The 18,810-nt window shown below is 66.6% G+C and carries 17 protein-coding genes; 10 read left to right on the forward strand and 7 right to left on the reverse strand.

Going from position 1 to position 18,810, the window contains the following annotated elements:
- Nucleotides 1-151: 151 nt before the first annotated feature.
- From H1R19_RS22895 to H1R19_RS22905, 3 genes are all read left to right on the forward strand, one after another.
- Nucleotides 152-1,072: a polyphosphate polymerase domain-containing protein gene (locus H1R19_RS22895; RefSeq protein WP_219850257.1), complete on the forward strand. Its 921-nt coding sequence runs from the start codon at nt 152-154 to the stop codon at nt 1,070-1,072.
- Nucleotides 1,073-1,171: 99 nt separating this feature from the next.
- Nucleotides 1,172-1,849: a DUF4956 domain-containing protein gene (locus H1R19_RS22900; RefSeq protein WP_188330571.1), complete on the forward strand. Its 678-nt coding sequence runs from the start codon at nt 1,172-1,174 to the stop codon at nt 1,847-1,849.
- Nucleotides 1,849-3,432 (forward strand): CotH kinase family protein, encoded by a 1,584-nt coding sequence (locus H1R19_RS22905; RefSeq protein ID WP_219850258.1) that lies wholly within the window; start codon nt 1,849-1,851, stop codon nt 3,430-3,432. Before H1R19_RS22900 ends, H1R19_RS22905 begins: the two co-directional genes overlap by 1 nt.
- Before the next feature lie 161 nt (nt 3,433-3,593).
- Here H1R19_RS22905 and H1R19_RS22910 read toward each other — a convergent pair whose 3' ends face one another.
- Nucleotides 3,594-4,586, reverse strand: coding sequence for a stage II sporulation protein M (locus H1R19_RS22910; RefSeq protein ID WP_219850259.1), 993 nt, complete (start codon nt 4,584-4,586; stop codon nt 3,594-3,596).
- A gap of 111 nt (nt 4,587-4,697) precedes the next feature.
- On the opposite strand from H1R19_RS22910, the gene H1R19_RS22915 reads away from it, so the two are divergent.
- A complete protein-coding gene (locus tag H1R19_RS22915) occupies nt 4,698-5,567 on the forward strand; it encodes an RDD family protein (protein WP_188330574.1) in 870 nt (289 codons plus the stop codon).
- Nucleotides 5,568-5,704: 137 nt separating this feature from the next.
- On the opposite strand, the gene H1R19_RS22920 is transcribed toward H1R19_RS22915, so the two are convergent.
- Nucleotides 5,705-6,898 carry an acyl-CoA dehydrogenase family protein gene (locus H1R19_RS22920; RefSeq protein WP_188330575.1) on the reverse strand — a complete coding sequence of 398 codons (1,194 nt, stop codon included), beginning with the start codon at nt 6,896-6,898 and terminating at the stop codon, nt 5,705-5,707.
- 72 nt (nt 6,899-6,970) lie between these two features.
- Here H1R19_RS22920 and H1R19_RS22925 point away from each other — a divergent pair, with 72 nt between their 5' ends.
- Complete coding sequence (locus tag H1R19_RS22925; protein WP_188330576.1) at nt 6,971-7,300, forward strand: TfoX/Sxy family protein; 330 nt, start codon at nt 6,971-6,973, stop codon at nt 7,298-7,300.
- 39 nt (nt 7,301-7,339) lie between these two features.
- On the opposite strand, the gene leuS is transcribed toward H1R19_RS22925, so the two are convergent.
- Complete coding sequence (gene leuS, locus H1R19_RS22930) at nt 7,340-10,252, reverse strand: leucine--tRNA ligase (RefSeq protein WP_188330577.1); 2,913 nt, start codon at nt 10,250-10,252, stop codon at nt 7,340-7,342.
- A gap of 113 nt (nt 10,253-10,365) precedes the next feature.
- Here leuS and H1R19_RS22935 point away from each other — a divergent pair, with 113 nt between their 5' ends.
- Nucleotides 10,366-10,878: an SdpI family protein gene (locus H1R19_RS22935; RefSeq protein ID WP_219850260.1), complete on the forward strand. Its 513-nt coding sequence runs from the start codon at nt 10,366-10,368 to the stop codon at nt 10,876-10,878.
- A 30-nt stretch (nt 10,879-10,908) separates the two neighbouring features.
- Nucleotides 10,909-11,907, forward strand: a complete 999-nt coding sequence (locus H1R19_RS22940) for a bile acid:sodium symporter family protein (RefSeq protein ID WP_219850261.1) — start codon at nt 10,909-10,911, stop codon at nt 11,905-11,907.
- A 66-nt stretch (nt 11,908-11,973) separates the two neighbouring features.
- On the opposite strand, the gene H1R19_RS23380 is transcribed toward H1R19_RS22940, so the two are convergent.
- On the reverse strand, nt 11,974-12,096 hold the full coding sequence (locus tag H1R19_RS23380) for a hypothetical protein (protein ID WP_257865678.1): 123 nt from the start codon (nt 12,094-12,096) through the stop codon (nt 11,974-11,976).
- 44 nt (nt 12,097-12,140) lie between these two features.
- Between H1R19_RS23380 and H1R19_RS22945 the strand changes: the two genes are divergently transcribed.
- Nucleotides 12,141-12,656, forward strand: coding sequence for an NmrA family NAD(P)-binding protein (locus tag H1R19_RS22945; protein WP_219850262.1), 516 nt, complete (start codon nt 12,141-12,143; stop codon nt 12,654-12,656).
- A 68-nt stretch (nt 12,657-12,724) separates the two neighbouring features.
- On the opposite strand, the gene H1R19_RS22950 is transcribed toward H1R19_RS22945, so the two are convergent.
- A complete protein-coding gene (locus H1R19_RS22950; protein WP_219850263.1) occupies nt 12,725-14,776 on the reverse strand; it encodes a CocE/NonD family hydrolase in 2,052 nt (683 codons plus the stop codon).
- A 156-nt stretch (nt 14,777-14,932) separates the two neighbouring features.
- Entirely contained in the window at nt 14,933-15,526 is a 594-nt protein-coding gene (locus tag H1R19_RS22955) for a YqgE/AlgH family protein (RefSeq protein WP_219850264.1), read from the reverse strand.
- Between the two features lie 187 nt (nt 15,527-15,713).
- Between H1R19_RS22955 and H1R19_RS22960 the strand changes: the two genes are divergently transcribed.
- Entirely contained in the window at nt 15,714-17,009 is a 1,296-nt protein-coding gene (locus tag H1R19_RS22960; protein WP_223205443.1) for an MFS transporter, read from the forward strand.
- Here the strand turns inward: H1R19_RS22960 and H1R19_RS22965 are convergent.
- Nucleotides 16,987-17,544 (reverse strand): hypothetical protein, encoded by a 558-nt coding sequence (locus H1R19_RS22965; RefSeq protein WP_219850265.1) that lies wholly within the window; start codon nt 17,542-17,544, stop codon nt 16,987-16,989. The two genes, H1R19_RS22960 and H1R19_RS22965, sit on opposite strands and share 23 nt — an antisense overlap.
- A gap of 149 nt (nt 17,545-17,693) precedes the next feature.
- On the opposite strand from H1R19_RS22965, the gene H1R19_RS22970 reads away from it, so the two are divergent.
- Complete coding sequence (locus H1R19_RS22970; RefSeq protein WP_188330584.1) at nt 17,694-18,785, forward strand: aminotransferase class V-fold PLP-dependent enzyme; 1,092 nt, start codon at nt 17,694-17,696, stop codon at nt 18,783-18,785.
- Nucleotides 18,786-18,810 lie beyond the last annotated feature (25 nt).

Below are 18,810 nucleotides of genomic sequence, written 5' to 3' on the forward strand. Positions count from 1 at the left end.
CTGGGTGCGACGGGCGGCTGCCGCTGGTGCCGCGGCGCCTCCGCATCGGCCTGTGCTGCCCGAAGGTGAAACGGTGTGAGGTGGGCGGACGGAACAACTGGTGGCGGCATTGCGAACGAGATTGCGAACGAGAGGAACGGGTGAGGCCCCTATGGGTGTGTTCGACAGATGGGGCAGGCGATCCCGCGTAGAGCGGGCTGAAGCAGAGGACACACCGACCGAACCGGTCGGCTATCAGCAAACCGCGAGCAAACTGCACGCGTTCAACCGTTACGAGATCAAGTACTTCGTCGACGAACTGAAAGTACCCGAGCTGCGGCGCGAGCTGGCGGCGCGTATGGACACAGACCCGTTCTCCCCGCACGGCGGTTACCCGGTGACCTCGCTCTATTACGACACTCCCGACCTGCGGTTCTACTGGGAGAAGATCGAGGGCCTGAGGTTCCGGCGCAAGCTACGCGTTCGTTTGTACGGCGACCCGGCCGAGTGCACCGACGACACCCCTGTGCAGATCGAGATCAAGCAGCGCGTCAATCGGGTCACCCAGAAGAGACGTACCGCGATGCCCTACCGGGTTGCGCAACGATGGTTGAACGGGCGCGAGGAGATCGACTGCGAAGACTCGCAGCGGCCCTTCGTCAACGAGGTCTCCACACTGATCGGAAACCTGGATCTACGTCCGATCGTGACGACCGGATATCTACGGGAGGCGTTCGTCGGACGGGAGGCCGATCTCGGTCTGCGCATGACGATCGACCACAAGGTCCACGGCCGCGACCGCGACTTCCACTTCGCCTCGGGTGCGCCGAACCGCTTCATCATTCCGCCGAAACTGGCCATCGTGGAACTCAAGGCGAACGAACGCGTGCCCTACTGGGCCACCGACCTGACCGCGCGACTCGACATGTCGGTCGTCCGTGTCTCGAAGTACTGTCAGTCGGTCGAGGCGTTCGGCCTCGCACCCCGGTCCCGCATGGGCGCACCCGAACTGGTCCTCCCTGAGGGTTCCGACACGCGGGTTCCGCCCGACCTGTTCGCCACATCGCCGACCGGATCGACGCTCGCGGGCTGACCTAACCCCCAGATCGCACTGACCGCGGAGTCGGTGTCCTCCGCACGCCCAGGTGCCAGCGGTCCGTCCTTTCGTCCCGAAACAGATAGCAGGATTGTCATGAACTTCGATTTCCAAGACCTGAGTGGCACGTTCACGGCGTTCGACATCGTTGTGTCCCTGTCGTTGTCCTTCGTGCTCTCGGCGATCATCGCCTGGGTCTACCGCTATACCCACAAGAATGTGTCCTACAGCCAGTCCTACGCGCAGACACTTGTGTTGTGCGGCATGATCATCGCACTGATCATGCTCGTGGTCGGTTCGAACATTGCTCGCGCGTTCGCCCTGGTCGGTGCGCTGTCGGTGATCCGATTCCGCAACGCGATAAAGGAAACCCGCGACGTCGGATTCATCTTCCTGGTGATGGCGATCGGCATGACCACCGGCACACGTTTCTATGTGCTCGCGATCGCCGCCACCGTCGCGATCTGCCTCGTGCTGCTGATCATGAACAAGTTCAACTGGTTCAAGCTCGATGTCAGCCGCCAGGTCGTCAAGGTCCAGGTGCCGCCGGAGCCGGAATACACCTCTCGCGTCGAGGATGTTCTCATCAAGAACTGCAAGGAGTACGAGTTGGTGTCCACCGAGTCGATACGCGCCGGCGCGCTGACCGAGCTGTACTACACCGCCACGATGAAAAAGGGCGTCTCCTCGAGCCAGTTGATCTCCGAGCTCAGCGGAGTCAACACCGGCCAGCGGGTGACTGTCCTGACCGGATACGACCAGACCGATCTCTGATGACCAACCCGACCGCGGTGCCGGTGCCGCCCAAACGACGGTGGCGGCACCGGATTCCCAAATCACTTCGCCAACACTGGAAGCTGCCCGTGGTCTTCGTGCTGTTCGTGGTCATCGTGGCATCGGTCTTCGGTGCCACCACAATCCGTCCGTACATCACCGGAGACGCTGACATCATCGCCTCCGAGATCACCGACAACATCACCGGCACAGTCGATCTGTTCGACACCTCGGTGACCCACGAACTCTCTGTCGAGATGAGCGACGCCGAGTACAACGACATGATCACGTCGTTTCAGAAAGGTGGCGACAAAAAGTGGATCACCGCTGACGTGGTCATCGACGACACGCGGATCAACGACATATCGGTCCGGTTGAAAGGCAACTCGACGCTCATGGGCGTCAGGGGCATCAGCATGCCGGACGGACCCCCCGAAGGTGCCGGCGCAGGACACGGCGGGCCGCCTCCAGGAATGGATACCCTGACACAGGCGTCGGCAGACGACCCGACGTCGCTCCCCCTGCTGATCAGTTTCGACGAGAACGCCGACGGACGCGCCTACCAGGGCATGACCGAGCTGTCGGTACGTCCTGGTTCGCCGGTACTCAACGAGTCGATGGCACTGTCGCTCACTGCCGCAACGAATCAGCCGACCCAGCGGTACGCGTACATGGTGTATTCGGTGAACGACAGCCCCACTGCAACTCGGTTGGTGCTCGAGCATCCCGACGACACCTACGCCAACTCGCTGTTCGACTCGGACGGCTACCTGTACAAGGCCGATGCGTCCTCCCGGTTGGAGTACCGCGGCGACGACCAGTCCGCCTACGCTGACCAGTTCAAACAGATCAATGCAGTCGACACCGGAAACCTGCAGCCGCTCATCGACTTTCTGAGGTGGCTCGACTCCGCCGACAACGAGGAGTTCAACACGCTCCTCACCGAACATGTCGACGTCAAGTCCCTCGCGAAATATTTAGCGACGCAGAACCTCCTCGTCAACGCCGACGATATGAGCGGCCCCGGCCAGAACTACTACCTGTGGTACGACCTCGAGACCAAGAAGTTCTCCGTGGTGTCCTGGGACCTGAACCTGGCCATGATCGGCGACGCGACCCTCGGCCCTGAGGAGAGCGCCTCGATGGGGCCGGGCAGAAAACCCGACGGCGAGGCAGGCGGCCCGGCATTCGGCGGCGGCGCGCCGGGAGGCCCCGGCGGCAAGGCAGGCGGCCCGGCATTCGGCGGCGGAGCGCCGGGAGGCCCCGGCGGCGAGGCAGGCGGCCCGGCATTCGGCGACGGCGCGCCGGGAGGCCCCGGCGGCAAGGCACCCCGGATAGGGAACAAACTCAAGGAACGCTTCCTCGAGTCCGACGCCTTCACCGACCTGTACGACGAAACCTACTGGGAGCTCTATGACCAGATCTACGGCAACCAAACGGCACTGCGCATTCTCGACGAGTTGTCCACCACCGTCCCCAGATCCGACGAACTCTCGGCGGAATCACTGAGAACCAGCGTCGACTCGATGCGGTCGTGGGTCGAGCAGCGCACCACCAGTCTCGGCGCGCTTCGCCAGACGTAGGATGCAAGACAGCGAAAACAACGGGCATCGTCGTCCTGGCGCTCGTCGTCCGCGGGCTATCAGGACGATTAGTCCGTACCGCTGTGGTGCATTTTCCTCACCGCCGCAGTACTGGCCGCGGGGATCCGCCCAGGCGGGGTCGGAATGCTGTGTGCGGGGGACTATGCCGTCGACGCGGTGAGCCCGCGTTCGGCCTCGTCGAGATCGCCGGTGTCGCCGTGTGCATACGCCCGGCGTCCGGCGATGAACACGTAGGCCATGAACAACCCCCATGCAGTCACCCCGATGCCGATCCGCGCCCACGTGGGCAACGGTGACGGCGTCACGAACGCCTCGATCACACCGCACAACAGCAGCACGACGACCAGGCCGAGTGCCACACCGATGGCTGCACGGCCCTCCTCGCCGAGAGCTGTTGCGCGCGTTCGAGCTCCCGGTGACACCCAGGCCCAGAAGATCCGCAGACCGACCCCGGCAGCGACGAACAGACAGGTCAGCTCGAGCATCCCGTGCGGCAGGATCAGCCCGAAGAACAGGTCGCCCCGACCGTGGCGGATCATGATCGAGGCGACCACCACCAGGTTCAGCACGTTGCTGTAGAGCATCCAGATCACCGGGAACCCGAACACGCCCACGACGATGCACATCGCGGAGAGCCAGAAGTTGTTGGTCCAGACCCGCGCGGCGAATGACGTCGCCTCGTATTCGCTGTAATAGCTCTCGAAGTCGTTGGTGACCAGTCGCTCGATCTCCCCCGGCGAGGCGAACGAACTCTCGATTCCCGGATGCTCCAGCACCCACCACGTCATGATCACCGCAGCCAGCAGCGACACCCCCATCACCGTGAGCCACCACCAGCGCATCCGGTACAGCGCCGCCGGAAACGAGCGGGTGAAGAACTCGATCACCGTCGAGGCCGTGCTGACGCGGGTGCCCGACGCGCGGCCACGCGCACGGGCGAGAAGCGACGACAGATAGGCGACCAGCGAGGCGTCGGGGACCGTGGATCGGATGACCGAGAGATGTGTGGCCACGCGCTGATAGGTGTCGATCATCTCGTCGGCCTCGGCCCCGCTCAGTCGACGTTGACGCGAGAGTGCGTCGAGGCGCTCCCACGTCGCGCGATGCGCGGACACATAGGCGTCGAGATCCACCCGGCCAGCGTAACCGGCTCCACCGCCGAGTCGGCAGGTGTCATTCATGCGGCGTCGTGCCTGTGCGGTGATCGGGCCGCACCGCCGCGCCGCGTCGTATGGTGGGGCGTGATGTCGCCTCCTCCGCCGCCCCGGCCACCAGGGTTTCCCGGTGGTGCGCCTCCGAGCGCGTGGGGCACCGGGGCGTCGGCGACCGTCGGCGTGGGACGCGACGATCTCGTCTCCGGAGAGGCGGTCGCGCTGGCCCTTCCGCCGGCCCACCTCGGTTATCGGATCCTGTCCGGTGCCATCGATGTCGTTCTCGGCGTCGCCCTCTGGCTGTTTCTGTGGTGGTTGTCGTACAAGGTGGCGATCGACGTCAACCAGGCATGGCGCGGTTCGATCAACACCCTGCTCCCCATAGTGAGCGTCGTGGCGCTACCGACCGTCGTGGAGACGCTGACCCGCGGCAAGACCGTCGGTCACCTCGTGGTCGGTCTGCGTACCCTCCGGGATGATGCGGGCCCCACCGGTTTTCGACACTCCGTCACCCGCGCGCTGGTCGGGTTCATCGAGCTCTACGCGTGCCTGGGGCTGCCGGCACTGATCTCCGCGGCGATCTCGCGCAAGAACAAACGACTCGGCGACCTGCTCGCCGGAACCTATGTGATCCGGGACCGGCACCGCATCGTCGAGCAGTACCCCATCGAGATGCCGCCGCAACTCGAGGCATGGGCGGTATCGGCCGACATCGCCGCGCTCCCCGATCATCTCGCCGTGGTCATCCGCCAGTTCCTCCACGGACGGCACGACATGAAACCCGAGCCACGGGCGTTCGCGGCGCGTCGAATCGTGTTCGACGTCGCGCCTTTCGTCGCCCCCGCTCCCCCGCCGGGCGCCCCGTTCGAAGACGTGTTGTCGGCGATCATGGCCGAACGACGCCGCCGCGACACCGCCCGGTTGGCGCGTGAGGCGCGGCTGCGGGAACGTCTGCTGCGCTGAGATCACGCCTCACACTGCGGTCGGGCCCTTCCGAAACGAAGTCGTCCGCGACCTCGTTTCGACTGTGCGACGTCGATCGAGGTCGCACAGTCGAATTGAAGTCTGTCCGAATTGAAGTATGTCGCCGACGCGCCGACTTACTTGAGGTCGGCGCTGGATTTCCCGAGCACACGACGAGCGATGATCAACTGCTGAATCTGCTGAGTTCCCTCGAAGATGTCGAGGATCTTCGAGTCACGCGCCCACTTCTCCAGCAGCGAGGTCTCCGAGAAGCCCGCTGTCGCAGCAACTTCGACGGCCTTGTTGGTGATGTCGGTGACCGTGCGCCCGGCCTTGGCCTTCGACATCGACGCCTCGGACGAGTTCGGTTGCGAGTTGTCGGCCATCCACGCCGCCCGCAGCGTGTGCAACCACGAGGCCTCCCAATCCGATTCGAGCCGGATGAACTCGGCGACCGTCGCGTGCTGGGAGGCGGCCGGCCGGTCGTAATCGATCTCGTGGCCGGCCTCTTCGAGCATCCGCCGCAGCTCCTCGAGCGCCGCACGACCGAGGCCCACCGCCATCGCCGCGACCACCGGGCGCGTGTTGTCGAAGGTCTGCATGACCCCGCCGAAAGCCTTCTTGGTGTCGATCTCCGGCGAACCGAGCAAGTTCTCGGCCGGGACGCGCGCATTTTCGAACCGGATGACCGCGGTGTCGGAGGCCTTGATGCCGAGCTTGTGTTCGAGGCGGGCAACCGTCACACCCTCGGTGGTCATCGGCACGACGAAACTCTTGATCGCCGCCCGCCCGACCGACTTGTCGATGGTGGCCCACACGACCACATGGTCGGCCCGCGAACCCGCGGTCACGAAGATCTTCTCGCCGTTGAGGACATAGTCCTCGCCGTCGAGCGTCGCGGTCGTGGTGACCGCGGCGGAATCCGATCCGAAGCTCGGTTCGGTGATGGCCATGGCCGCCCACACATCGCCGAATCGCTCGAGCTGCTCCGGAGTGGCCACGGCCGCGATCGCGGCATTGCCCAGACCCTGTCCGGGGATCGAGAGCAGCAGACCGACGTCGCCCCAGCTCATTTCCAGAGCGGAGAGCAGGCCGCGCATGTTGGCGCCGTTCACCGACGGTGCGTCGTCGGCGGTCTTGTCGGTGTCGGCGGTCTTCTCCGCGCCTCGCCCCTGTTTGGCAAGTTTCGCCAGCTCATCGAGCTCGACGGGATATTCGTGCTCGGCCTTGTCGTATTTGCGGGAGATCGGCCGGAACAGGTGCTCGGCAGCCATATGGGTGCGCTCCACCGTCGAATCGAACTTCTTCGGGAGCTCCAGGTTGATCGCCATGGCGATACCTTACTGCCCAGTAAGTTGGTTGCCAAGTCTCTCACCGATTCGGCGTCCGAATAGCCTGGACCCGTGGCCTACGACGAGGAACTCGCCTACCGCATCCGCGCCCTGCTCGCGACTGAGTGCCGCGTCGAGGAGAAGCCGATGTTCGGCGGGCTGGCGTTCCTGATCCAGGGCAACATGGTGGTCGCCGGGGGGCAGGACGACATCATGGTCCGCGTCCCGCCGGAGCAGACCGCCGACCTACTCGAGTACCCGCATACAGAACCGGTCGTGATGTCGGGACGCGAGATCCGCGGTTGGCTCCGGGTCTGCGAGGACGGCATCGCCAGCGACCGTCAGCTCAGCCGCTGGGTCGCCATCGGCGCCGACTACGCCCGCAAGCTACCGCCGAAGTAGTTCGACGGCGGTAGCCGGCGAGGTCGGACGCCTCACGCGTCAGGGAACGACGTTCACCATGCGTCCGGGTACGACGATCACCTTGCGGGGCTCCGCACCGTCGAGCAGCGCGACGATCTTCTCGTCGGCCAGTGCGGTGCTGCGCAGGGTCTCTTCGTCGGCGTCGGCCGCCACCGTGATGCGGCTACGGACCTTGCCCTTCACCTGGACGGGGATCTCGACGGTGTCCTCCACCAGCCACGCCTCGTCGGCCACCGGGAACGACGTCCGCACGACGAGGGTGTCGTGGCCCAGACGGTGCCACAGCTCCTCGGCGACGTGCGGAGCCAACGGTGCGAGCATGATGATCAGCGATTCGACGGCTTCCCTCGGGGCGCCGGTCTTCTCGAAGTTCTTGGTGAGGTGGTTGGTCAGCACCGTGAGCTTGGCGACCGCCGTGTTGTTGCGCAGCGCATCGTAATCCTCGCGCACACCGGCAATCGTCTTGTGCAGCAGGCGCTTGGTCTCCTCGTCCAGCTCGGTGTCGGCCACACGGACGGCACCGGACTCCTCGTCGACGACGAGGCGCCAGATGCGCTGCAGGAACCGCTGCGAGCCGACGACGTCCTTGGTCGCCCACGGCCGCGACTGGTCGAGCGGACCCATGAACATCTCGTAGACGCGAAGTGTGTCGGCGCCGTAGTCGCGACAGATGTCATCGGGGGTCACCGAGTTCTTCAGCGACTTGCCCATCTTGCCGTACTCCTGGTTCACCTGTTCACCGTTGTAGAAGAACGTGCCGTTCTCCTCGGTGACCTCTTCGGCCGGCACATAGATGCCGCGCGAGTCGGTGTAGGCGTACGCCTGGATCATGCCCTGGTTGAACAGCTTTCGGTACGGTTCGCGACTGGTGACGTACCCCAGGTCGAACAGGACCTTGTGCCAGAAACGTGAATACAGCAGGTGCAGCACCGCGTGCTCCACGCCACCGATGTACAGGTCCAGGCCGCCCGGGTCGTCCGCGCCGTGCTGCGCCGGACGCGGACCCATCCAGTAGGCCTCGTTCTCCTTGGCGCACAGCGTTTCCGAGTTGGTCGGATCGATGTACCGCAGCTGGTACCACGAGCTGCCCGCCCACTGCGGCATGACGTTGGCGTCACGCGTGTAGGTCTTGACGCCGTCGCCCAGATCGAGTTCGACGGTCATCCAGTCGGTGGCCTTGGCCAGCGGGGGAGAGGGCTCGCTGTCGGCGTCATCGGGGTCGAAGGACACCGGCGCGTAGTCCTCGACCTCCGGAAGCTCAACCGGCAGCATCGATTCGGGCAGCGCGTGCGGCTGACCGTCGGCGTCGTAGACAATGGGGAAGGGCTCGCCCCAGTAGCGCTGGCGTGCGAAGAGCCAGTCGCGCAGCTTGTACTGGATCTTGCCGGTGCCCCGGCCGTCGGCCTCGAGGCGCTCGATGATGGCGGCCTTCGCGTCGTCGACCCGGAGACCATCGAGGAAGTCGGAGTTCACCAGCGGTCCGTCACCCACGTAGGCCTGCGCCTGCACGTCGGTGTCGGATCCGATGACCTCACGGATCGGCAGGCCGAACACGGTCGCGAACTCGTGGTCGCGGGCGTCGTGCGCGGGCACGGCCATGATCGCGCCGGTGCCGTAGCCCATCAGGACGTAGTCGGCGACGAACACCGGAACCTGTTCGCCGTTGACCGGATTGACCGCGAAACTGCCGGTGAAGACACCGGTCTTGTCCTTGTTCTCCTGACGCTCCAGATCGGACTTCGCCGCGATCGATGCGCGGTACTCCGCGATCGCGGCCGCCGGAGTCGGTGCCCCACGCGTCCAGCGTTCGTCCGTGTCGGCCGGCCACGCGTCGGTGATCAGCGCATCGACAAGCGCATGCTCGGGCGCGAGGACCATGTAGGTGGCGCCGAACAGGGTGTCCGGTCGGGTGGTGAAGACCTCGATGTCGCCGATTCCGGGCACCGCGAAGGTGACCTGCGCGCCGCGCGAGCGGCCGATCCAGTTGCGCTGCATGGTCTTGACCTTGTCCGGCCAGTCCAGCAGGTCCAGGTCGTCGAGCAGGCGGTCGGAGTAGGCGGTGATCCGCATCATCCACTGGCGCAGGTGTTTCCGGAAGACCGGGAAGTTGCCCCGATCGCTGCGACCGTCGGCGGTGACCTCCTCGTTGGCCAGCACGGTGCCCAATCCGGGGCACCAGTTGACCAGCGAATCACTCAGGTACACCAGGCGGTGGTCGTCGATGACCTCGGTGCGCTCGGTGGGGGAGAGGTCGGCCCATGAGCGTCCCTCGTGTTTTCCGGTCAATGCTCGTGTGCCGGAGGCGAACTCGTCGACGAGTTCGGAAACTCGACGGGCCTTGCCCTGGTCGGCGTCGTACCAGGCGTTGTAGATCTGCAGGAAGATCCACTGCGTCCAGCGATAGAAGTCGACGTCGGTGGTGGCCACGCGGCGCCGTTCGTCGTGACCGAGTCCCAGGCGCCGGATCTGTCCGAGGTAGCGCTCGATGTTCTGCTCGGTGGTGGTGCGCGGATGCGTGCCGGTCTGCACCGCGTACTGCTCGGCGGGCAGGCCGAAGGAGTCGAAGCCCATCGTGTGCAGCACGTTCTTGCCGGTCATCCGGTGGTAGCGGGCGTAGACGTCGCTGGCGATGAAGCCCAGGGGATGGCCGACGTGCAGGCCCGCACCCGACGGGTACGGGAACATGTCCTGGACGAAGAGCTTGTCGGGGGACTGGGTCACGTCACTCGACGAGGACGCGTCGCCGGGAGCGCCGCTGCCGAAGACGCTCAGGTCACCGGCGAGCGGCCCGACGGGGTTGGGAGCCTCATAGGCGTGCTCGTCGGACCAGGTCTGCTGCCAGCGCTGCTCGATCTCGCCGGCCACCGCGGCCGTGTAGCGGTGCGCGGTCGTGTCGGCGGTGCCGGGGCTCGTCGTGTCAGCTGAAGTCACGCGACCAGGGTAAATCCTGCCCGGGTGCAGCCTGAAATCCCCCTCGGCCTCGGCGGCCCGGTCGCAGGCGCGGCGACGGCACCTCGATTGGGTCTCGTACGACGGCCGGTCGTATGCTGTGGGTCGTGAATGCCCTGTCCGTCGCCGTCGCCGTCCTGCTCCTCGCACTCGGCGCACTCTGGGCCGTGGTCGGAGTTCGCGGGATGCGCGGCACGCTGCCACGTAATCGCTGGCTGGGCGTCCGTTCCGGCGAGACGATGCGCTCGGAGGAGACATTCCGCGTCGCCAACCGTGTGGCCGGACCCGGCACCCTCGGTGCCGGCGTCATCCTCCTCTTCGGTGCCGTTGCCACCTTCGCCGTCCCCGGCGGCTGGGCAGTGGCATTCGGCCTGGTCGCCCTGGTGGTCGCGCTCGTGGTCATCGGCCTGGTCAGCGGCATCGGCGTACGTGCGGCCATGACCGTGCCCGCCGACGACGACGGTTGTTCGTGCTGCTCGGGTGGAGAGGCGCACGATCACGCCTCGGCAGGCGAGGACGCGTCGAACCCGGCCGCCGACTGCGGGACCAGCAGCTGTGGCGCGTGCTCGCTGCGGGGTGTCTGCGCCGGCGACACCGCGCAGGCCTGAGCCGGCCCCGGCTCGAGAGACTCCTTCCGCATGCGCACACTCCGGAACCTTCTCGCCCGTTCGCCGATCGACGGCTTCATCCTGGCGATCGTGGTCGCCGTCGTCGTCGCGGCACTGCTGCCGGTCCGCGGATCCGCCGCCGAGGTGCTCGACTGGGTCGTCGTCGTCGCGATCGCGGCGCTGTTCTTCCTCTACGGCACACGGTTGCACCCGCGCGAAGCCCTCGAAGGTCTCAAGCACTGGCGTCTGCACGTCACGATCCTCGCGTTCACCTTCGTCGCCTTCCCGCTCATCGGCCTGGCACTCAAGCCGGTTGTCGAACCGCTGATCGGGGACGACCTCTACGCCGGGCTGCTGTTCATGTGCCTCGTGCCGTCGACCGTGCAGTCCTCGATCGCATTCACCTCGATGGCCCGCGGCAACATCGCCGGCGCGATCGTCAGCGCCTCGACGTCGAACATCCTCGGCGTCTTCCTGACACCGCTGCTGGTCGTGGCGCTGATGCAGAGCACCGGTGACGTGAGTATCGACGCGACATCTGTGCTCAAGATCGTGGCGCAGATCCTGGTGCCGTTCCTCCTCGGACAGCTCGCCCGACCGTGGGTGGGCCCGTTCTTCGCCCGCCACGCCGGCGTCACCAAGCTCGCCGATCGCGGCGCGATCGTGCTCGTCGTCTACGTCGCCTTCAGCGAGGGCGTCAACAGCGGCATCTGGTCGGCGGTGGGGGTGGGGCAGGTCATCGCCGTGTCGGTGATCTCGCTGGTGCTGGTCATCGTGATGCTCGTGATCACCGGCTGGCTACCGAAACGCCTCGGCTTCGACCGCGCCGACACCATCGCCATCCAGTTCTGCGGCACCAAGAAAAGTCTCGCCACCGGACTGCCCATGGCGACCGTGCTCTTCGCCGGCAGCACCGTCGGCCTGATCGTGCTGCCGCTGATGATCTTCCACCAGATCCAGCTCATCATCTGCTCGTGGCTGGCCACGCGGTACGGCCGCGAGGCCGACGACGCGGAGACCGCGGCGTAGCCATTCGGGACTGGCCGGATCGATCGGCGGCTTACGAGTACGTTCTGAAAGCGCGATTCGAACAGCTCAGCTGGGAGTGGACACAGCCATCGCAGCGGGGCAGATCCCCACGATGGTCAGATCGAGCAACCGGTGCGCCTCCGAGGTGGCATCCGCGAGATGTTCGGTGGCCAACGCAATCCCTGTCACGAATGTCACCAGGTCGGCGGCCCTCTCACAACCCTGTGGAACCAATGACCACGACATCTGCACCCGTCCTTGTCACCGGCGCCACCGGACGCCAGGGCGGGTCCGCGGCCCGTGCCCTGCTCGCTGCGGGCATCCCTGTCCGCGCGCTGGTCCGCGACCCGGAATCCCCACGCGCGCAAGCGATCGAAGCACTCGGTGCTGCGCTCTTCGTCGGCAACCTCGACGATCTCGACTCCCTGACCGATGCAGCCGAAGGCGCTCGCGCCGTCTTCTCCGTGCAGATGCCCGACTTCACTGGCCGAGCCTTCAACGGCGAGCTGGCCCAGGGCAAGAACCTCATTGCGGCAGCGATGAGAGCTGAGGTCCCCAGTTCATCTATTCGGCCGTCTCGGGTGTTGCGAACTACACCGAGAGGACTACCTCCGGCGGGCATCGGCCACGATTGGATGAACTACGCCATCCAGCCCGCCCGTCCGGAATACGCAACAGCACTTGGTATCTCAGTCACCAGATTCGCTGATTGGGCCCGCGAGCACCTCTCGACATCAGCTGACCACTGACGTCGGCCTCACGGACCGCGTCCACCGCGACGAATGGGTGCGTGCGCTCCAGCAGATGGGAGGACGGCTCAGCCCGCGGTGGGGAGCGGCGTCGACAACGGCAGGTTCACGAAGCTCGGTCGGTTCGGATCGAGCTGGATGTGCTGCAGCTTCAGCCCGGACTCGTTCAGCAAGGGCCGCAGGGGCAGGCCGCGCGGGAAGTTCATCGCGAAGACGTCGACGCGCAGGCGATGGCCCGGCTTGACGATCGCCTCGGTCGGCAGCAACCCGATGTCGACACTGACCGGACGGCCCGGCGCCACACGCTGCCGCGACGCCAGGGTCAGCGTGTAGAACGGGTCGATCACGTCGCCATTGGGCGCGAATTGCGAAGCGGCCTTGTCGTATCCACGTAGCGACGCCATCACCTGACCCGAGCTGATCACCTTCGACGTGCCGTCGGGCGCCACATCGTTGAGGGTTGCGGTCCAGTAGCCGTCGGGAGCGTCGAGCACAGTGTTGAGGCGGACGTTGCTGTACCCGGACACACTGCGCGTCGTCGTCATCGGGGGAGTGGTGAACGACAGTGCGGCACGTTCAGAGATCCGGGCGTCGTCGGCGCAGAACGGGAAGATCGCAAGGGCACCGGCCAACTGCTGGGCGGCATCACGCGAACACATGGTCGCGAGCCCGGGAGCGACGGTCATGCGTGCGCGCGACGACGGAAGGGCGGTTGTCAGGCTTCCGTCACGCACCGCATGCGCGGCGGTGCCGCTGCGGCGATCACTCAGATACAGCCGCTGACGATTCATACCGGAGCGCGGGAACTGCTGCGCGGTGATCCACGAGTCGCCGACCTGCTTGAGGTTCACCGGACCGTAGGAGTCGACCCCGTTGTCGATTCCCTTGAGCCACTTGTCGAACCACGCCTTCTGCAGGACGTCCAGACGGGGCGGGGTTCCACGACGACCCTCCTGTCCACCCCCGATGGTCAGGTGGTAGCCGTCGCCCATGATCAGCTGCTTCTCACCCGGGGGCAACGGGATCTTGTTGTACATGCGGACTTCGGAGTTGGTGAACAGGTCGAACCAGCCGCCATAGATCATCGTCGGCGTCGAGATGCGCTCCGCATGATCCTGCCACGACGACCTCGGTTCGGAACCGTTCTCCAGCAACGCCTTCAGATGCGGGGGCACCGAGGGGATGTCCGGGGTGAGCAGCGCCGAGAAGAGCTGCGGATAGAAGGTCAGGGGATCGGAGATCCGGTCGGCCAGCCACTTCCAGTCGAAGGTGCCGTCGAGCATCGACGCCACGTTCGGGATCATCTTGGTGGTGTTGACCAGCGTCAGCCACAGCGGGAGGAATCCGACGCCCAATGATCCACCGGGAGCGACGATGTCGCGGATCAGGTCGCCGCCGGGCTCGACCGGGAAGATGGCCTTGAGCGCCTTCGGGTTCTTGTTGGCGGCCTGGATCTGGTTGATCGCCGAGTACGAGACGCCCGACATGCCGACCTTGCCGTTGGACCACCGCTGCTTGGACGCCCAGTCGATCACCTCGGTGGTGTCGCGCTGTTCACGGGACTGGAAGACGTCCCACTTCCCCTGCGCGAAACCGGTCCCACGGACGTCGACCACCACCTGTGTGTAACCGCTGCGCACGAGGTCGAAGTCGACCAGGAAGGTCTTGGCGCCCCCGTCGCGGATGGTGTGCGCGATGTCGGTGATGCCGTCGATCGGCGTACCCGACAGATTGATGGCACGAGCGAGCTGCAGCAGGTACGGCTCCAGGACGGGATTCTGCATCACCGCCGAACCGACGGTGGTGATCAATTTGGTGTAGGGCGTCATGTTCACGATGACCGGCGTCTTGGTCGACGTCGGGCGCTCACGGGCGTCGGCGGGACGATAGACGTTGGCGCGCAACACCGTTCCGTCACTCATACGGATCGGTACGTCCCAGGCGACGTTGACCCCGGCATACGGTTGCGGACCGTCGTGGCTCGCCTGCCACTGCGCGGCTGCGGCACCCCCGGTGGGTCCGACCGGAGCCGCACCCGCGACCGCCGAAGGCGCCACCAGCGCGGTGATCACCGCGATCGCTCCCACCATCAACCGGACACTTCTCAACGTCGAGCTCATGCACATCCCCGTGTGTCATGCGCCGTGCGACGGGGCGTCGTCCGGCGAGAACCTGATCGAGCGTCCATAACCTAGCACCCAGGGTGACGCGGGTCACGGGTCCCTTCGATACGCCCCTCCGCAAGCTCCGGGGCTACTCAGGGAGCAGGGGCCCGGTCAGTTCAGGCTGACGTCGATCGGATGCGTGGCGAGCAACGGCTTGGGCCACGGCTGCCGGCGCAGTACGTCGAACCAGACGTCCGACGCGGGCGGTGCCAGTAGGTCGCGGGGGAGGGCCGATGCGACCATCCAGCTGAACTGGTCGAGCTCGTCGTCGAGCTGGCCGATTCCCCAGCCGCTGTACCCGGCGAAGATCCGCACGCCTTCGAGGTGGTCGACGAGCTGTTCGGGGTCGGCGTCGAGGTCGACGAGGACCACCCGGCCGTCGACCGGACGCAGGGCGGGAGCAGCGGTGACGTCGACGCCTGGCTTCACCACGCCCAGACACAGTGCCGCGTCCTGGTTGACCGGCCCGCCCACGAACAATGCGCGAGGCGACGCCGCCAGGTCGTTCCACTGCGGCAACAGGTTGTGCACCGCGGTCTGACTCATCCGGTTGAGGACGACGCCGATACTGCCGACCTCGTTGTGCTCGATGACGTAGATGACGGTCCGCGCGAAGGTCGGTTCGGTGAGGTCGGTGGAGGCGATCAGCACACTGCCGGGACGCACACGCGGCGTCGGGTCCGCGTCCCACGGAACTCCTGGCATACGACCACCACCACCGCTACCCGTCGGGTACTCCCCGGGACGGAATTCCGGTGTGGGATCGTCTGCGTCGTCACCTCCGGCCACCCGACCATCATCGCACGCCCGTCCCCACCGACACCCACCCTCAGGTCGGTAGGCTTGATCGGTGAGTAGCTCCCGGGAGACCCGCGGCCCGCGCGGCGTGTCGCTGTTCGTCCACTCCCTCCGACACTCACCCGGCCTCGGACGCCTGCTCTCGGTTCGGCTGTCGAGCCAGATCACCGACGGCATCTTCCAGGCCGCGCTGGTCGGCAGCATCCTGTTCAACCCGGAACGCCACGCGGATCCGCTCGCGGTGGCCGGCGGTCTCGCGGTGCTGCTTCTGCCGTATTCGCTCATCGGACCGTTCGCCGGCGCGCTCCTCGATCACTGGGACCGCCGCAACGTCCTGCTGTACGCCAACCTGCTGCGTGGCCTGATCATCGGACTGGTCGCCGCGGCGGTCGCCTCCGGCGCCCCGGATGTGGTCGTCCTGGTCTCGGCGCTCGCCGCGACGGGTGCGAGCCGCTTCGTGGCCGCCGGTCTGTCCGCAGGTCTCCCGCATGTGGCGCGCCGCGAGGTCCTCGTGGCGACCAACGCGCTGTTCACCACGCTCGGTGGCGCGATGCTCAGCGTCGGGCTCGGCGTCACGCTGGGTCTGCGGGCCCTCTTCGGCGACGACAACACCGGCAGCGCCCTGACCATGCTCGCCGGCATCGTGCTGGCCGTCGTCTCCGGCGGTCTCGCCCACGGTTTCCGACCGCTTCAACTGGGCCCCGACGAGCCCGACGATCCGGGACGCTCGGCGCTGCACGCGGTGTCGGTGGGGTTGTGGCACGGTGCCCGGGCGGTCGTGCACCACAAGACGGTCGCCGGCGCGCTGTCCGCGATCGGCGCCCACCGCCTCGTGTTCGGCATGAACACCCTGATGATCCTGGTGCTGACCCGGCAGATGGGTCCCGGTGACGGCCTCGACCGGGTCAGCCTGGTGGTCGGATTCACCGGTGCCGGCGCTCTCCTGGCCGCCCTGGTGACGCCGATCGCGGTCGCCCGCGCCGGGCGGTACGCGACGTTGCTGTGCGCCCTGGCCGCCGGTGCGGTCGCCGAACTCACCGTCCTCACCTTCGACTTCGTGGTGATCTGCGGTTCGGCGTTCGTCCTGGGCCTGATCGGCCAGGTCGCCAAGCTGTGCGGCGACGTCGCCATGCAGGTCGACGTCGGCGACGCGGTCCGCGGGCAGGTCTTCTCCGTGCAGGACGCCGTGTTCAACATCGCCTACGTCTGCGCGGTCACCGTCGCCGCACTCGCGATCCCCGCCGACGGACGGGCGACCGTGCTCGTCGTCCTCGGTGTCGTGCTGTACCTCCTCGGCATCGTCGCGGTACGCATGCTGCACCCCCGCACTCACACCATGAAAGACACCGCTCCGACGCAACACCCCGTCAGCGACCCCTCCTCGTCGTGAACCTCGGATCCCGTTTGTCGTAGACGGCGTCGGCGATCCCGTCGCCGTCGAGGTCGACCAGGACCACATCGGGCTCGCCGTCTCCGTCGGAGTCCACATACAGCCGCTCGCCGACGATGCGCCCGCCCTTCTCCGCACCGACGATCTCGGCATCGACGTCGCCGTCGTCGTCGAGATCGAGGCGCAGAACCCGCGCCGACGGCGGCCCCGGGCGCTCTGCGGACTCGGACTCGTCGGGCCGGGCCCCACTCCCGCCGCCGATCTCCTCCCGCGACACCGGCCGGTCCCACAACCCCGCCCCCGAATCGCGGTAGAAGGCGTCGGATGCGCCGTCGTCGTCGGTGTCGAGAGCGGCCACATCGGCGACCCCGTCCGCGTCGGTGTCCCACATCGCGTCGTCGCGACGGCCGTCGCCGTCGAAGTCGAGTCCGACGGCGTCGGGTGCATCGCCACCGATCGCGAGGTCGGCAGGGCTGGACCAGCGGGTCGTCGACCCGTCGCCGGGCCCGAAGCAATACTCGATGACCGGGTCCATGGCTCCTTGGACGCAGCGACACCCCCGGCCGGTTCCCTCCGCCGGAAAGTCCCGGCGATCCACTTCCACCGCGTCCGCGCCCACCTCGACGGACCGAAGACCCCTGTCGCGTGACCACGCCCACACCGGACCCGGTAGGTTGAGGCCCTATGTACGTCAGCGCTCTCGGCGAACAGTGGCATGCGGCGCGGCTGAATCCATCCCTGACGCATCTCGACTCCGCCTCCGCAGGACGCTCATCGTATGCCGTGATCGGCGCGATGACCGCCCACCTGTGGCGCGAGACCGAACGCGGCTCCTACCTGGCCGCCGAGGACCGCGCTGAAGAAATTGCCCGCGACACAAGGAATCTCGCAGCTCTCATCGGTCACACGAACGACGAGGTCATCTTCCGCGAGAGTGCCCGCGCGGCCCTGCGCGCACTTCTCACCAACTGGAGTCTGCCGGTCACGTCGACGGTCTGGGTCGCCAGGAACGAGTTCGGGCCGAACCTCGAGGAGTTCGAGCGCCGCGGCTACGCCGTGCGGACGATGCCCGACGGCGACGTCTACGGCCATGTCGACACCGACGCCCTCGAGAACATGCTCCAGTTCGAGCAACCCGACTTCATCCACATCTGCCACATCGGCTCGATGTCCGGTGCGGTGCAGCCGGTCACGCGGGTCGTCGAACTCGCACACCGCGCCGGCGTGCCGGTCGTGGTCGACATGGCCCAGTCGGTGGGTCACGTGCCCACCGTCACCGGCGCCGACGTGGTCTACGGCACCAGCCGCAAGTGGCTGACCGGTCCGCGCGGTGTCGGATTCATCGCGATTCGACGGGACTCGTTGCGGCCGGTGCAGATCGACGGTTCCGAGGCCTTCGTCGCCGGACGCATCGGACTCGGGGGAGCGGTCCGCGAACTCCTCGAGATCGGCCAGCAGCGTGTATTCCGGGAACTCGCGAAGATCGGCAGGGTCACCCGCGAACGGCTACACGGGATCGCCAGCTGGGAGGTGCTCGAGCCGATCGACGAGCCATCGGCCATCGTCACGCTGGCACCGCCACCCGGATGGCAGTTCGGCGACGTCGCGGCCGCCCGCGAGAAGCTGCTCTCCCTCGGCATCCTGGTGACCGCGGCCGACACGTGGCGGGCGCCCCTGGCGTCGGAACAGCCGGTCCTGCGCCTGAGTCCGCACCTCGACGTACAGCGCGACGAACTCGACCGCGTGGCGGACGCCCTGCGCACGATGGGTTACTGACTCACCCCTGGCGACGACCGGGCGG

Origin of the sequence: Gordonia jinghuaiqii (assembly GCF_014041935.1) — a bacterium.
In the GTDB taxonomy this organism is placed as follows: Bacteria; Actinomycetota; Actinomycetes; order Mycobacteriales; family Mycobacteriaceae; genus Gordonia; species Gordonia jinghuaiqii.

Excerpts from the sequence above, each read along its gene's own strand:
- H1R19_RS22965 (WP_219850265.1), bottom strand. The coding sequence starts at position 17,544 with ATGGACCCGGTCATCGAGTATTGCTTCGGGCCCGGCGACGGGTCGACG.
- H1R19_RS22895 (WP_219850257.1), top strand. The coding sequence starts at position 152 with ATGGGTGTGTTCGACAGATGGGGCAGGCGATCCCGCGTAGAGCGGGCT.
- H1R19_RS22945 (WP_219850262.1), top strand. The coding sequence starts at position 12,141 with ATGACCACGACATCTGCACCCGTCCTTGTCACCGGCGCCACCGGACGC.
- H1R19_RS22955 (WP_219850264.1), bottom strand. The coding sequence starts at position 15,526 with ATGCCAGGAGTTCCGTGGGACGCGGACCCGACGCCGCGTGTGCGTCCC.
- H1R19_RS22920 (WP_188330575.1), bottom strand. The coding sequence starts at position 6,898 with ATGGCGATCAACCTGGAGCTCCCGAAGAAGTTCGATTCGACGGTGGAG.
- H1R19_RS22950 (WP_219850263.1), bottom strand. The coding sequence starts at position 14,776 with ATGAGCTCGACGTTGAGAAGTGTCCGGTTGATGGTGGGAGCGATCGCG.
- H1R19_RS22900 (WP_188330571.1), top strand. The coding sequence starts at position 1,172 with ATGAACTTCGATTTCCAAGACCTGAGTGGCACGTTCACGGCGTTCGAC.
- H1R19_RS22935 (WP_219850260.1), top strand. The coding sequence starts at position 10,366 with ATGCTGTGGGTCGTGAATGCCCTGTCCGTCGCCGTCGCCGTCCTGCTC.
- H1R19_RS22970 (WP_188330584.1), top strand. The coding sequence starts at position 17,694 with ATGTACGTCAGCGCTCTCGGCGAACAGTGGCATGCGGCGCGGCTGAAT.
- H1R19_RS22940 (WP_219850261.1), top strand. The coding sequence starts at position 10,909 with ATGCGCACACTCCGGAACCTTCTCGCCCGTTCGCCGATCGACGGCTTC.
- H1R19_RS22905 (WP_219850258.1), top strand. The coding sequence starts at position 1,849 with ATGACCAACCCGACCGCGGTGCCGGTGCCGCCCAAACGACGGTGGCGG.
- H1R19_RS22915 (WP_188330574.1), top strand. The coding sequence starts at position 4,698 with ATGTCGCCTCCTCCGCCGCCCCGGCCACCAGGGTTTCCCGGTGGTGCG.